The organism is Carboxydothermus hydrogenoformans Z-2901, assembly GCF_000012865.1.
Taxonomy (GTDB): domain Bacteria; phylum Bacillota; class Z-2901; order Carboxydothermales; family Carboxydothermaceae; genus Carboxydothermus; species Carboxydothermus hydrogenoformans.
The window spans coordinates 2,210,383-2,224,115 of the sequence record NC_007503.1 but is presented as its reverse complement, the minus strand read 5'-3'; the positions used below and the strand labels follow the sequence as shown (position 1 = coordinate 2,224,115).

The 13,733-nt window shown below is 43.2% G+C and carries 17 protein-coding genes and 1 riboswitch; of the genes, 15 read left to right on the top strand and 2 right to left on the bottom strand.

Features of this window, described 5'->3' with window-relative positions:
• Positions 1 to 23: 23 nt before the first annotated feature.
• Positions 24 to 608 carry a Uma2 family endonuclease gene (locus CHY_RS11540; RefSeq protein ID WP_011345351.1) on the bottom strand — a complete coding sequence of 195 codons (585 nt, stop codon included), beginning with the start codon at positions 606 to 608 and terminating at the stop codon, positions 24 to 26.
• 140 nt (positions 609 to 748) lie between these two features.
• Between CHY_RS11540 and CHY_RS11535 the strand changes: the two genes are divergently transcribed.
• The 12 genes from CHY_RS11535 to CHY_RS11480 all read left to right on the top strand — a co-directional run bounded on the left by CHY_RS11535 (position 749) and on the right by CHY_RS11480 (position 9,393).
• Positions 749 to 1,258 carry a hypothetical protein gene (locus CHY_RS11535; protein ID WP_011345350.1) on the top strand — a complete coding sequence of 170 codons (510 nt, stop codon included), beginning with the start codon at positions 749 to 751 and terminating at the stop codon, positions 1,256 to 1,258.
• Positions 1,259 to 1,263: 5 nt separating this feature from the next.
• Entirely contained in the window at positions 1,264 to 1,638 is a 375-nt protein-coding gene (locus CHY_RS11530; protein WP_011345349.1) for a nucleotidyltransferase family protein, read from the top strand.
• Positions 1,639 to 1,797: 159 nt separating this feature from the next.
• Positions 1,798 to 2,535, top strand: coding sequence for a tyrosine-protein phosphatase (locus CHY_RS11525; RefSeq protein WP_011345348.1), 738 nt, complete (start codon positions 1,798 to 1,800; stop codon positions 2,533 to 2,535).
• 67 nt (positions 2,536 to 2,602) lie between these two features.
• Positions 2,603 to 2,732, top strand: a riboswitch (cyclic di-AMP (ydaO/yuaA leader).
• 81 nt (positions 2,733 to 2,813) lie between these two features.
• Positions 2,814 to 4,049 (top strand): glutamate 2,3-aminomutase, encoded by a 1,236-nt coding sequence (gene eam, locus CHY_RS11520; protein WP_011345346.1) that lies wholly within the window; start codon positions 2,814 to 2,816, stop codon positions 4,047 to 4,049.
• Positions 4,050 to 4,316: 267 nt separating this feature from the next.
• Positions 4,317 to 5,132 carry an electron transfer flavoprotein subunit beta/FixA family protein gene (locus tag CHY_RS11515; RefSeq protein WP_011345345.1) on the top strand — a complete coding sequence of 272 codons (816 nt, stop codon included), beginning with the start codon at positions 4,317 to 4,319 and terminating at the stop codon, positions 5,130 to 5,132.
• Between the two features lie 72 nt (positions 5,133 to 5,204).
• Positions 5,205 to 6,215, top strand: a complete 1,011-nt coding sequence (locus tag CHY_RS11510; RefSeq protein WP_011345344.1) for an electron transfer flavoprotein subunit alpha/FixB family protein — start codon at positions 5,205 to 5,207, stop codon at positions 6,213 to 6,215.
• Entirely contained in the window at positions 6,216 to 7,511 is a 1,296-nt protein-coding gene (locus CHY_RS11505) for an FAD-dependent oxidoreductase (protein ID WP_011345343.1), read from the top strand.
• Entirely contained in the window at positions 7,508 to 7,789 is a 282-nt protein-coding gene (locus CHY_RS11500; RefSeq protein ID WP_011345342.1) for a ferredoxin family protein, read from the top strand. The genes CHY_RS11505 and CHY_RS11500 overlap by 4 nt, the downstream gene beginning before the upstream one ends.
• 71 nt (positions 7,790 to 7,860) lie before the next feature.
• Complete coding sequence (locus tag CHY_RS11495) at positions 7,861 to 8,064, top strand: hypothetical protein (protein WP_011345341.1); 204 nt, start codon at positions 7,861 to 7,863, stop codon at positions 8,062 to 8,064.
• A gap of 13 nt (positions 8,065 to 8,077) precedes the next feature.
• The gene (locus CHY_RS11490) at positions 8,078 to 8,320 is read left to right on the top strand and encodes a spore coat protein (protein ID WP_034541467.1); all 243 of its coding nucleotides are present in this window, start codon (positions 8,078 to 8,080) and stop codon (positions 8,318 to 8,320) included.
• A 71-nt stretch (positions 8,321 to 8,391) separates the two neighbouring features.
• Positions 8,392 to 8,826 carry a DMT family transporter gene (locus CHY_RS11485; RefSeq protein WP_011345339.1) on the top strand — a complete coding sequence of 145 codons (435 nt, stop codon included), beginning with the start codon at positions 8,392 to 8,394 and terminating at the stop codon, positions 8,824 to 8,826.
• A 144-nt stretch (positions 8,827 to 8,970) separates the two neighbouring features.
• Positions 8,971 to 9,393, top strand: coding sequence for a putative zinc-binding protein (locus tag CHY_RS11480; RefSeq protein ID WP_011345338.1), 423 nt, complete (start codon positions 8,971 to 8,973; stop codon positions 9,391 to 9,393).
• On the opposite strand, the gene CHY_RS11475 is transcribed toward CHY_RS11480, so the two are convergent.
• On the bottom strand, positions 9,390 to 10,190 hold the full coding sequence (locus tag CHY_RS11475; protein ID WP_011345337.1) for a sulfite exporter TauE/SafE family protein: 801 nt from the start codon (positions 10,188 to 10,190) through the stop codon (positions 9,390 to 9,392). The genes CHY_RS11480 and CHY_RS11475 overlap by 4 nt on opposite strands.
• Before the next feature lie 323 nt (positions 10,191 to 10,513).
• Here CHY_RS11475 and CHY_RS11470 point away from each other — a divergent pair, with 323 nt between their 5' ends.
• From CHY_RS11470 to CHY_RS12875, 3 genes are read left to right on the top strand one after another with little or no spacing between them, the layout of a single operon-like run.
• Positions 10,514 to 11,080 (top strand): LemA family protein, encoded by a 567-nt coding sequence (locus CHY_RS11470; RefSeq protein WP_011345336.1) that lies wholly within the window; start codon positions 10,514 to 10,516, stop codon positions 11,078 to 11,080.
• Positions 11,081 to 11,090: 10 nt separating this feature from the next.
• Complete coding sequence (locus CHY_RS11465; protein ID WP_011345335.1) at positions 11,091 to 11,873, top strand: TPM domain-containing protein; 783 nt, start codon at positions 11,091 to 11,093, stop codon at positions 11,871 to 11,873.
• A gap of 24 nt (positions 11,874 to 11,897) precedes the next feature.
• Positions 11,898 to 13,718, top strand: a complete 1,821-nt coding sequence (locus tag CHY_RS12875; RefSeq protein WP_011345334.1) for a sensor domain-containing diguanylate cyclase — start codon at positions 11,898 to 11,900, stop codon at positions 13,716 to 13,718.
• The last annotated feature ends 15 nt before the right edge of the window (positions 13,719 to 13,733 follow it).

Here is a 13,733-nt window from a genome sequence, read left to right as displayed (position 1 = left end):
CACCGGCAATTGCCGGTGTTTTTTTAATCGTTAAATATTTGCTCGGTTGAGATAGTTAAACCTGGCAGAACAGAAGAAGATACGAATGATGGGATAGTGTATTTTTCCGGCTCGCCAAAACCTTGGTCATTATCCTGACGGTAAATTAATACTGTTTTCGTTTCGGGATTTACAATCCAGTATTCCTTTACCTGGAATTTATCGTATAAGTTTAACTTTAATACATAATCCAGGCGATAGGATGTGGGGGATACTATTTCAATAATTAAATCCGGTGCTCCAAGGCAACCTTTTTCTGTAAGTTTTTGCGGGTCACAAATAATCAGAAGATCCGGCTGAACTACGTTTTTAACGTCTTCAATGGTTTCATTTTCTAAAGCCAGAATCACATCAAAAGGGGCTACGTAAAGTTCGCAGGTAGTTTCTTTTGTTTTTAGGAAACTACCGATTTGCAAAGCAAGCTCTAAAAGGGTTTTTTGATGGAGGCGTGACGGAGAAGCGTAAGCTTTTGAGAAAAATTGGCCATCAATAAGTTCACCACGCTCTTCTTCCGGAAGTTTTAAATAATCTTTATAGGTAAAAACGTTAGAGTTCAAAGCTTTACTCATAATTTTTGCCTACTTTTGTTAATTTAATTTTATCCTTGGGTATATAAGAGGTCAAGGAAAATAGAAAAAATTAACAGTGCTGATTGTAAGGGCCGGTGAGTTAAGATACAATTAAAGTAAATAAAAGCGGAGGGGTAAAAATGACGCCACGGGACATCATGATTATTTCAGCGAGAATAAAGGAAGAGCTAAAAAATATTAAAAAGCTTGAAGATGAACTCATAGAAAAAGGATATTATTCTGGACAAAAAAATTTAAAAAAGATTTTAAGCGGGGATAGCTTTATTATCAGGGCAGTGGCTTCTATCTTGCATGATATTTATGTATGTATAGAAAACATTTTTAAGATAATTGCCCGGGAGTTTGACGGAAAGGTGCCAGCGTCAGAAAACTGGCATAAAGAACTTCTCCTGCAGATGGCGCTGGATATCGATGGAGTACGAAAAAGAGTTATTAGCCGGGAACTTTGGGAAAAGCTTGAGGAATTAAGAGGCTTTAGGCATGTATTTCGAAATGTTTATGGATTTAATTTAAATGAAGAAAAAATCCTTGCTTTATTAATAAAGTTGCCGGATACACTAAGGTTATTTTTTGCTGAGATAGAAGAATTTATCGAGTTTTTGCAAAAAAGTGTTGCCGATAGGGAGTGAGCAGTGTGGTTCCCTATTCCGAAAAAGATATTATTGAACAGCGGGAGTGGTTAAAAAAGCGACAGAAAAGGCAGGAAGAAGAGCAGAAGATTTTACGGGAAGAAGCTTTGAGTAAAGCTCAAGAAATAGCTGAATTTATCCGCGAAAAGTACGGAGTGAAGGATGTTTACTTATTTGGTTCTTTGGCCGATGAAAATGCTTTTTTTACCCCTATTTCGGATATAGATATTTTTATAGCCGGGAAAATTGAGGGCAGTTTTTTTAAACTGGTAGCGGAATGTGTGGATTTAGCGGTACCTTTCCAGGTACATATAGTATTAGAAGAAGATGCACCGGCAAGTTTAGTTGAAAAAGTTTACCGGGAAGGAAAGAAACTGTGAGTTCTTTAATAAAAGTTTAGGGATAAAATAATGCGGTTGCATATTGTTAAAGATGAGGTAATAGCTGTATGAAAATTCCAAGAGATGTAAGTGGGGAAAATTGTAAAATTATAACCCAGATTTTTCTAAACAGTAAGTGAGCTGCTAAGGAGGCTTAAAATGCTGGACCTTCACTGCCATATACTACCCGGAGTAGATGATGGGCCAAAGACGCTTGAAGATTCCCTGTGGCTTGCCCGGGAAATGGCGAAAGTAGGTTTTAGCGAAGTGGTGGCGACTCCGCACTTTATGGCGGAAGGAGCTCCGCTAAAGCCGGAAGAAGTAATCCGCAAAGTTGAAGGGTTAAACCAGGCCCTGGGGGCGGAAGGGATTGGGCTTAAAGTTTATCCAGGGATGGAGCTTTATCTTACGCCGGAACTGCCGGAGTTAATAGCCGGAGGTAAAGTGCTGGGCTTAAAAGGGGAACGGATTTATTTAATCGAACTGCCGCTAACGCAAAAACCGCCCTGGCTTACCTTCTATTTAGCGGAAATAATCGGGGCCGGGAATAAAGTCATCATTGCCCACCCGGAGCGGTACCGGTATTTACGGGAGAACCGGGAAGAAATTGAGGAGCTTTTGGATATGGGGGTTGTTTTTCAGGTAAGCCTGACTTCCCTTTTATCAGGGTATTTCGGGGAAGGAAGCCGAAAAAGTGCCCGGTGGTTTTTAGAAAAAGGGGTTTTGGTCGGCACCGATGCTCACGGTCCAGGGAGTATAAGGTTTTTAGAGGAGTATCTTAAACCGGAAGTATTTACCAATAACCGCCGGTTTTTTGAGGGAAAATCCTGCGAACCGGTGACTTTGGAAATACAAGGAGAAAGGCAAAAGAAAAAATCGTGGTTTAAATTTTTCTAATATCACCAAAATATGTTACAAAATAGTCAAGAATCTTGAAAAAAATTATTTTACTTGGTAAAATACTATTAACCAAACGCTGAATTCCCGTTACGGGAAGCGGGGGAACCACTTTTTGGGGTGAATCCTTTTCAGGTAGGGCGACTCCTTCCGCCCGAACCCGTCAGCTAACCTCGTAAGCGTCGAAGGGGGAGCAAAATGGATATTTTTTGCCTTTTTGACCCTCCCCCTGTGGAGGGTTTTTCTGTGCTCCCTCTGAATTGAAAGGAGGGATTTACATGAATAGAGCAAGAATTTCGCAGAAAGATGAAGGATTGAAACGGCAAAGAGAGCTTACCCGGATTGGTCGTAGTAGGTTAAGGGAAAGAAAAAAGGTTTTATCGGGATTTGAAGCCTGGGAAAAAATTTTAAAACAAAAAGAGAAGATTTTAAAGGTATTAGGTGGAACGGAAGAAGACTGGCAGGATTGGCGCTGGCAGTTGAAAAATCGGATAACAACGCCGGAAGTTTTACGAAAAATTTTGCCTTTAAGCGACCAGGTCCTCTGGGAACTTGAGGAGGTCAGTAAGGTTTATCGCTTTGCCATTTCGCCTTATTATTTGAGCTTGATTGATCCCGATGATCCCGATTGCGGTATTAAGAAACAGTCGATTCCTTCCATTTTGGAGGTTTTAGATGATACCGGTGAACTTGACCCGATGAATGAAGCGGGGACTTCGCCGGTGGCGGCGGTTACCCGGCGTTATCCGGACCGCTTAATAATTAATGTTACCAATATGTGCGGGATGTATTGCCGTCACTGTCAGCGGCGAAGAAATATCGGTGAGGTTGACCGGAAAACTCCCAGGGAGCAGATAAAAGAAGCCCTTCTTTACATCCGGGAGCATAAAGAAATCCGGGATGTTTTAATTACCGGTGGGGATGCACTTCTCTTATCCGATTTGGAGCTGGACTGGATATTAAAAGAACTTTCCGAAATACCCCATGTAGAAATTAAAAGGATTGGTACCCGGGTACCGGTGACCTTGCCGCAAAGGGTTACCGATAATCTGGTTAAAATATTAAAAAAATACCCGCCGATATATATCAATACCCAGTTTAACCATCCCCGGGAGGTAACTCCTGAGGCCAAAAAAGCGGTGGATAAATTAATTGAAGCGGGGGTGGTATTAGGTAATCAGGCGGTGCTTTTAAAAGGGGTAAATGACAATCCCGTAATTATGGAGAAATTGAACCATGAGCTTTTAAAAATTCGGGTACGGCCGTACTATATCTTCCAGGCGAAGAGGGTACGGGGAACGATGCATTTTGTTCCCAAGATTGAAGACGGATTAAGGATAATGGAAAGCTTGCGGGGCTATACCTCGGGACTGGCAGTGCCGTATTATATCGTCAACGCGCCTGGAGGCTTTGGGAAAATTCCGCTTTTACCCCAGTATTTAATTGAACTCTCGGAAGAAGAAGCAGTTTTACGCAACTGGGAAGGCCGGATAATTAGATATCCGAATAATTAAACTGATAGAGAACCGTCTACCGTGTGGTAGGCGGTTTTTTTTTATTGCAAATAAAATTATAAAATGTTATATTCTAAATAAAATAAAATTATTAGTGGTTGGGGTATGAAGGTTATAGAAATTTAGATTACCAAAAGGAACAAACCCAGGATGGGTATTTGGTGACTTTAAAAATAAAATAAAAAACACTTGCCAAAACTGTAAGCTAACTCACAGAAAAATTTTCAATCCTGGGTAAACTAAAAATAAACGTCTGGAGGTGGTATTGTGCATGCGGTAGTTTTACTAAAACAGGTGCCCGATACGGCGGAAGTGCGGATTGACCCCAAAACTAACACTTTAATTCGCGAAGGGGTGCCATCTATTATCAACCCCTACGATGCCCACGCCCTGGAAGAAGCGTTAAGGCTTAAGGATAAATACGGCGGTAAGGTGACGGTGGTTTCGATGGGTCCGCCGCAGGCGGCCGAGGCTTTGAAAAAAGCAATTTCTTATGGAGCCGACCGGGCGATTTTACTTACCGACAGGAAGTTTGCCGGATCGGATACCCTGGCTACAAGTTATGTCCTCGCCAAAGCTATTGAGAAAATAGCTTCCGCGGAACCGGTGGATTTGGTGTTTGCCGGAAAGCAAGCCATCGACGGGGATACGGCGCAGGTGGGTCCCGGGGTGGCAGCCCGGCTTAATATGGCTTTAATTACATACATTGAGCGGGTGGAGGAGTTTAATCCCGTGGAAGGCTATGTAGTGGCGGTAAGGAAAATTGAAGGGCGGAAAGAATACGTGCGGGCAAAGCTTCCGGCGCTTCTTACGGCGTTAAAGGGGATAAACGAAATCCGTTACGCTACTATGCCGGATATGATTCGTGCTGCCCGTTACCAGCCGGAAGTATGGGGGAAAGAGCAATTAGACGTGGAGGAAGCTTTTTTAGGACTTAAAGGCTCACCAACACAGGTATGGAAAAGTTTTGTGCCCCAGGCTAAAGCCCGGGCCAAAGTTGAGATGCTAACCGGCAGTCCCCAAGAAGTGGCCAAAGCTCTGGTAGAGAAGCTGGTACCGCTAACGTTAGTGGCTAATAAATAAAAGGGCCGGTTCCTGCCGGCTTAAAGATGGCAATGGGAGTTGCCCAAACAATTATTAAAAGGTGGTGGTTGGATGCACGCGCAAGGCGTCTGGGTTTTTGTGGAGCATTTAGGCGGAGAAATTGCTCCGGTTACTTTTGAGCTTTTAGGCAAAGGACGGGAACTGGCCGATGATTTAGAAACCGAACTGGCAGCGGTGCTTTTAGGTGATGGTGTCAGGGATTTTGCCGAGCAGCTTTTCCGCTACGGTGCCGATAAGGTTTACCTTATTGACGACCCTGTTCTGAAGGATTATCGGACGTATCCTTACGCTAAAGGCATTGTCAAGCTTGCGCAAAAATATACGCCCGAGATTATCTTGATCGGGGCGACTACCTTGGGCCGGGATTTAGCCGGAGTGGTGGCGACCTGGCTTAATACAGGGCTGACGGCGGATTGTACCGAGCTTTCGATCGATAAAACAACCCGGCTTTTACACCAAACCCGCCCGGCTTTTGGCGGTAATATCATGGCGACCATTCTCTGCAAAACCGCCCGGCCGCAGATGGCTACCGTACGTCCCCGGGTATTTCCCCTGCCCGAACCTAAGCCCAGAATTGGTGTGGTAGTGGAAGAGGAGCTTGGGATTTTAGAGGAGGAAGTTCCGACCCGGATAATTAAGTACGAGGAGGAAAAGGGACCGGGAGTTTATCTTGATAAAGCGGAAATCATCGTTGCCGGAGGCCGGGGACTTGGAAGTAAAAAGAACTTTCGGCTGGTGGAGGAATTAGCTGAAGTTCTCGGGGGAGTAGTAGGAGCCAGCCGCCCGGCAGTAGAAGCGGGCTGGGTTCCTTATGCTCACCAGATAGGCCAGACCGGGCAGACGGTACGGCCTAAGCTGTACATTGCCTGCGGTATTTCTGGGGCAGTGCAGCATTTGGTTGGTATGCAAATGTCCGAGGTGATTGTAGCCATAAACAATGATCCCAATGCTCCGATTTTTAATATTGCTACTTATGGTATTGTAGGCGATATACTGGAGGTACTTCCGGCAATTACCGAAGAAGCACGCCGGGTGCTGGCAGGACAAAGGGGGGTGCGGTAAATGCCCGAAAAGTTTGACGTAGTGGTGGTTGGAGCAGGACCTTCGGGACTGGCGGCAGCCTATAAACTGGCGGAAGCGGGACTGAAAGTTATTGTAATTGAACGGGGCGAATTTCCCGGCGCCAAAAACGTTATGGGGGGCATTATTTATAAAAAGCCCACCGAAGCTGTTTTCCCGGAGATTTTTAAAGAAGCCCCGGTGGAGCGACCGATAATTGAACAGCGTTATTATTTTTTAACCGATACTGCAAAAATTGGATTTTCCTATCGAAATCCCCGGTATAAAGAAGACATTAGCGGATATTCGGTCTTTCGGGCGAAATTCGACCGGTTTTTAGCCAAAAAAGTTCAGGAAAAAGGAGCACTTTTAATTACCGAAACGGTGGTGGAAGACTTAATTGTCAAAGACGGAAAAGTAAAAGGAGTTATTGCCGGGCGGAAAGAAGGAGAAGTTCTGGCGGATGTGGTGGTGCTGGCGGAAGGGGCCCACTCCCTTTTAGCGCAAAAGTATGGTTTTCAAAAGCCTATTCCACCGCAGAACCTGGCGGTGGCGGTAAAAGAAGTAATTGGGCTCCCAGCTTCGGTAATCGAGGACCGGTTTAACATCGAGCCCGGGGAAGGAGTGGCGATTGAGCTTTTCGGCAAAGCAACGGCCGGTATGGTGGGAACAGCCTTTATCTACACCAACCAGAATTCCCTTTCCATTGGGGTTGGCGCTTTAATGTCCGACCTTATTAAAAGACGGATTAGCCCCAATGATTTAATTGAAGCGTTTAAAAACCATCCGGCAATTAAGCCTTTGTTGCGTGACGGCGAGGTAAAGGAGTACCTTGCCCACTTAATTCCGGAAGGGGGCTATAAAGGGATACCCAAACTTTACGGTGATGGTATTGTGATTGTAGGCGATGCCGGAATGCTGGTAAACTCCATCCACCGGGAAGGTTCCAATTTGGCCATAACTTCCGGAGCATTGGCGGCAAAGGCGATAATCAGGGCGGCAAGCCAGGGGGATTTCTCCGCTAATACTTTAAAGGTATATGAAGATTATTTAAGAGAAAGCTTTGTTATGAAAGACTTGGAAAAATATAAAAATGCCAAAGATTTCTTAGAACAAAACCACGACCTGATGACCACTTATCCCGATATGATGGATGAGGCCTTTTTTGAACTGTTTATGGTAGATGGAGTACCGAAGCGGGACAAGTTTAAGGCAATTAAGGAAAAAGCGCTATCTAAGAGGTCTTTCTGGCAGATGGTGAAAGATGCTTATGGTTTCTGGAAGGGGTTGATTCGATGAATTTAATGGATAAGCTTTATTTAAACCGGTTTGTGCCGGACAATGAATCCCATCTTAAAATAAAAGACCCCAAAATTTGTAAAGAAAAATGTGATGCCAAGTACTGCACTTACATTTGCCCTGCCGGGGTTTACTCCTGGGATAAGGAAAGTGAGCGGATTATGATTGCCTATGAAGGCTGTGTGGAGTGCGGTACCTGCAAATACGGCTGCCTTTTTAACAATATCGAATGGCGCTATCCCCGGGGTGGCTTCGGGGTGAGTTATAAATTTGGGTAAAAATGGAAAAATAAACCATTAATAAATCAAAACCTTCTCGGGAAAAGTAAAAACCGAGGAGGTGATTTTTTATGCAGCTTTCCCAAAAAGAGCTAATTTACTTGCAGGAGCTTGCCAAGCTTGAGGGGCTTCAGGCAGCCCGGGCTTCCTTTTATGCCCAGAACGCCAGTGACCCGTCTTTAAAATCCCTTTTTAGCCAGATTTCCAGCAACTGTTCGCAGCATGCTTCAAGCATTAACAGTTTGCTTTCCCAGGCAGGTATAACCATGCACTAAGGAGGTGGTAAAGATGCTTAAAGACCAGGACATGATTACGGATATTCTTTCCTTTGAAAAATTTTTATCTACCATGTATCACACGGCGGTAATGGAGGCTTATTCCGATCAGGTGCGGAATACTTTAATGCAGGCCCATAACGATAAGTTAAATAATGCCCGGAAGCTTTTTACTACAATGTCCCAAAAGGGCTGGTATCAGGTTCCGCTGGTGCAGCAAACCGGAAACGAAATCCGGGTCCGTCCCACCATGTAAACCGTGGCAAAAGCCACGGTTTTATGTTAGGAGCACCAACCACTTACCGCAATTTACGGAGGTCTAAACTTATGGATGGGAAACTTTTAGCCTACATGATAGCTGCTCTGGCGGGGATGGCAATGGCTATTCAAGGTTCCATGAACAGTGCTTTAAGTAAATCCATAGGCCTTGCCAAGACTACCTTTATTGTACATATTGTTGGGGCAATCGGAGCGGCCCTTTTTGTTTTATTTAGTAAAGAGAAAGGTAGCTTTTTTCAAGGACCCTGGTATTATTACCTGGGTGGTTTAATAGGGGTGGTAATTGTTTATGCTGTAGCTTTTGCGATGCCTAAAGGAGGGGTGGCAGCAGCAACGACAGCTATTGTAGCAGCGCAGCTTTTAACCGCCGGGATAATTGACCGCCTGGGGATATTCAATCTGGCAAAAACTCCTTTTTCCTGGCAGACGATTTTGGGAGCGGTTTTTATTATTGTGGGGGCATGGTTGGTTTTAAAAGAATGATACCTTGACAGGGAAAATTATTGATAATAATATTATAAAAGAATTACGAAAATACTAATATTAAGTAAAAAATATTTTCCTACGAATTAATTTTTCCCTACCACAGATCACATACCACCGAACACTATTTGAGGAGGTATAAACATGAAAAACTACGAAAAAATCGCCGTTACCCCCTGTGCGGGAATTGGCCAGATTTTTGGGGTGATAACGAGGGAAGCAGCGTATAAATTGGTGGAAGAGTTATATCCGGATAATACCGTTTTGGTTTGTCTTCCAGCGCTGGCTACCGGCGTTCAGGAAGATATTGAGTTTATCAATGATTATCCGGTGTTGGTGCTAAATGGCTGTAAAGACCGGTGTGCCACGAAGGCAGTGGTGGATAAAGGCGGCAAGGTTGATTTTGAAGTATACTTACCGGATGTGCTTAGAGAAGAAAAGCTCTCGCTTGCCGGTGAGAAAAGAAGCCGGCCGGGAGAGCGAAGCCGAAAAGCGATAGATGCCCTGGCAGATAAGGCAGAGAAGATAATAGAAGAAAATATAAAAGTCAGGGAAAAAGCTGTTTAAAGAGTAAGAAGCCTTATGGCTACCAGGGCTAAAGCTATAGATAGCCCTTTTTTGATGGCATTGCCGGAAATTTTAGCGGAAATTTTAGCTCCTATTTGGGCACCAATGATAGCTCCCAGGGCATAGGCTATACCTTTGGCAAAGACCACATGTCCGTAGCTAATATGGGATATCACCCCGATTAATGAGGTAATTACCAGGATAAAATGGCTGGTAGCGGTAGCGATATGCATCGGAAAGCCCAAAAAGCCCATAAGTGGGACATGGATTATCCCGCCTCCTATACCCAAAAGGGAGGATAAAATGCCAACAATTAAACTGATTCCGATACCAAGCCAGAGGTTAAAGGAATATTCATATTTATTTCCTTCGGCATCAATAATTTCCCGGGTTTCGTGCCCGGGAATTTTTGTTTCTTTGTTTTCTTTTTTAGCATTGGAGGTTTTATGAAAAAATGTTCGAACTGCCAGAAAAAATAACAGTAAGGCAAACAGGACATTAAAGAGGCGCGAATGAAGAAAGCTGTTTAAATAGGCACCAAAAATTGCCCCGGGAATGGTAGCCAGGGCAAAGTAAAAGGCGGTGCGAAAATCCACTCGTTTTTGCCGGATGTAGGCGATACTTCCGGATAAGGCATTAAAAAATACCATAAACAGCGAGGTACCGGCTGCGGTCTGGGGTGAAAATTTTGCCACCAGGATAAGGTAGGGGATTAAGATAAAGCCTCCTCCGGCTCCGATTAAAGTACCGATCATTCCCACAAATATGCCGATAATTACGTTTAATAAGTGTTCCATATTTTTCACCCTTCACCTTTCTGTTTTAAATGCTTTGAAATTTTAAAAAGTTCGGTCGACAGGAGTCGACTCTACACAAACGGTGGTCGACGACCTACCACTAACCACCGACCACTGTTAATATTTTACCACTTTTTTCTTTTGGAAAAAAAGAATCTTTAACTGGTTTGGTTGCATAAAATTAAGATACCGGTAGAGGATGCTCCTAACTTCTTTGCGGTTAATTGTTAAAATTTTATTACATTATCCACCAAAAGTTTGAAAGTTTTTGGGTGGTAATGTAAAATAAGTCCGGGAGAAAACGAAAATGTGGAGGTAGAGTGATGAACCAGAAGACCTTAATTTGGATAGTTGTTGGGATTATAATATTATTTTTGGTATATGGTTTTTCTACTTATAATTCGTTGGTAGCTTTAAGCGAAAAAGTTGATGCTAATTTAAGTGAAATCGATAACCAATTAGCCCGGGCGGCGGAGCTTTTACCCAACCTTGAAGCAACCGTCAAAGGGTACGCAGCCCACGAAAAAGTGATTTTCTCTGATATAGCTAAAGCCAGAAGTTTAATGCTTTCTGCTGGTACCGTTTCCCAGCGGGATGAAGCGGCAGGAGAGCTCAGCAATTTAGTTGGCCGGCTTTTAATGCTGACGGAAAATTATCCAAACCTTAAAGCCGATGCCCGGTTTGCTCAGCTGATGGATGAACTTACCGGTACGGCTAACCGGATTACGGTAGCCCGCCGGGATTACAATGAGGCAGTTAGAAAATACAATACCCGGATAAAAACTTTTCCTACAAATATTGTAGCCAGAATGTTTGGTTTTACGGAAAAAGATTATTTTAAGGCACCGGAAAATGCCAGAACTTTTCCCAAGGTGAATTTCGGCCAGTAGGTGACAAAAAGTGAAAATTTATAAATACCTAATAGGAGTAGTAATACTCCTTTTTCTTATAAGTTCTTCGGCTTTAGCTATCGTTCCCAAACCGCAGCAGGATATATATGTTGCCGACTACGCCGGGGTACTATCCCCGGCGACCCGGGAAGAAATCCTGCGGGTTAACCGGGTGCTTTATGCTAAAACTGGAGCACAAATAGCGGTGGTAACGGTCAATAGTTTGGAAGGGATGAGGATTGAGGAGTACGCCTTAGAAGTTTTACGCCAGTGGGGTGTAGGAAGCAGTGAGAAAAATAACGGCGTGGTAGTTTTAGTAGCTATTAAGGACCGTAAAGCCCGAATTGAGGTGGGTTACGGTTTAGAAGGGGCTATTCCTGACGGCAAAGCAGGAAGAATATTGCGGGAAGAGATGATTCCTTATTTCAGTAACGGCGATTATGACCGGGGGATTCTTTTGGGTTTTCGGCGAATAGCTGCGGAAGTGGCCAGAGAGTACGGAGTGAACCCTGACCAATTAAGTAAAGAAAATCCCGCTTTATACCGGGTAAAATCAGGTGTTTCCGTGGAAGTAATCGGTGCGGTTTTTGTAATACTGATAATCTTATTTTTTTTCATCACTGCTTTGCTGCGACCGCGGAAGTACGGTTATTATGATTCCTACCGGGGACCGGATTTTGACCCACCGATTTTTATTCCTCCAACGGGGCCTTTTGGCGGTGGTGATGATGATTTTGATGATAATTTTGGCGGTGGCTCCGGCGGAGGCGGTGGGGCCAGTGGTGGCTGGTAGTTTGCCTGCGGGAGGGAACAACGGTTGGAAGGTTACAAGAAAAAACTATTCTTGGTTTTTGCTGGGGCTTTTTTGTTCCTGGCTTTTGCCCGATATTTTACACCGACTATGTACCGGATTTACAGTCATGAACAATATCTCGGGATACACACTTTTTTAGAGCTTATTACGGTGTTTGTTTCTTTTGCGATTTTCAGTATGGTCTGGCTAATGCGGGAAGGGCTTACGGGAAGAAGCGGGCGTTTTCTCTACGTATTGGGGTCACTTTTTTTTGCCGTGGGCTGGGTTGATTTACTTCATGCTCTATCGTATAAGGGGATGCCTCTTTTTATTACGGAAAGTTCCTATCAAAAGGCAACTTTTCTTTGGCTTTATGGACGTTTTATAGTGGCTTTTGCGGTTATTATTGCAAGTTTACACCTCTGGGGATCGACCCGAGCTGTGGTCCGTCCCTGGTTTATTGTTTTTACCGACATAGTGTTGATAGTAATAGCGTTTTTGTTTTCTACGGTTTATTTAAAATATGTTCCCCCGCTTTTTATCGAGGGACAGGGACTTACTTCCCTTAAAGTTTCTTTGGAACACCTTTTAATGACTTTATATGGTTTGGGGTTTTTACTGGTATTTGCCAAAAGACAGGAATTAAAACTTTCGTTAATAACAAATCTGGGGTATTTTCTTATTTTTACTTTCTTTTCTGAGGCAGCTTTTACTTTTTATAAGAGTGTTTATGATACTTATAATCTAATCGGTCATTTATACAAGGTGTTGGCATATATTTTTCTTTTCCGGGCAATTTATCTTTCGGGAATAATAACTTATTTTTATAATTTAAGCGAAATGGCCAAAATGAGTGAAGAACTTTTAAAACATCAAATCGACTTAGAGGCGATTTTAAAGATTCACGGAGATAAGTTGCAACAGCTAATACCAAAAGCCGAAAGGATTGCCATTTACTTAAAAGAGGGAGAACATACTTACCGGGCGGGGTACAGCAGCGGTAAATTTCAGGAGATGTTTCCCGAAAGAGGCATGATTTATTTTAAAGATTTAGAAAAAGTTTTTGGGTTAAGTGTTGAGGTTTTTGAAAACTTAAATAATGTCTTAGAGATGCTACACCATAAAGAATTTACTCCTTTAATTAAAGAGATTTTTGCCCACAGCAAACAGGTGTTATATATTCCTCTGGTAACCGATGGAGAGCTTTACGGATTTATTCTGGCTTACATTTTCCGTCCTTTTGTCAAGTTTGATGAAGATGATTTTGATACTGCCCATTTTTTCCAAAAATTTGCTACTCTGGCAATTGTTCAGGCTAAAAGGCAGGAGATAATGGAGAGACTGTCGTATGAAGATAGTTTAACGGGACTTCACAATAGGCGTTACTTTTTTGAAGAACTCAATAAAACAAAATACGATGCCGACCGTTACGGTGAACCGTTTACGGTGGTTTTTTTAGATATGAACGGTTTAAAAGAAATTAATGATAATTTAGGCCACCAGGCGGGCGACCTTGCTTTAAAATTGATAGGACAAAAAATCCGGGAAAATATCCGGCAGAGCGATGTGGGCGCGAGACTTGGCGGCGATGAATTTGGGATTATTTACCGTAAGATGGGGCTGGAGGAAGGAAAAAAGAAAATTGCAGAACTAAAAAAGAACTTTTCAGCCTTAAAGATAAAAAAATACCAGCGGGAATTTTCTTTAGCAGTCGGCGGGGCTACTTACCCGGTGGAGGCTGGAAGCCTGGAAATTTTGTTAAAGCTTGCGGATGACCGGATGTATGAAGATAAGGGGAAAAATAGAAGAAGCATTGAAGTTGGGAAAAGAATAAAATATAAATAATGGAGAAATAAAAAT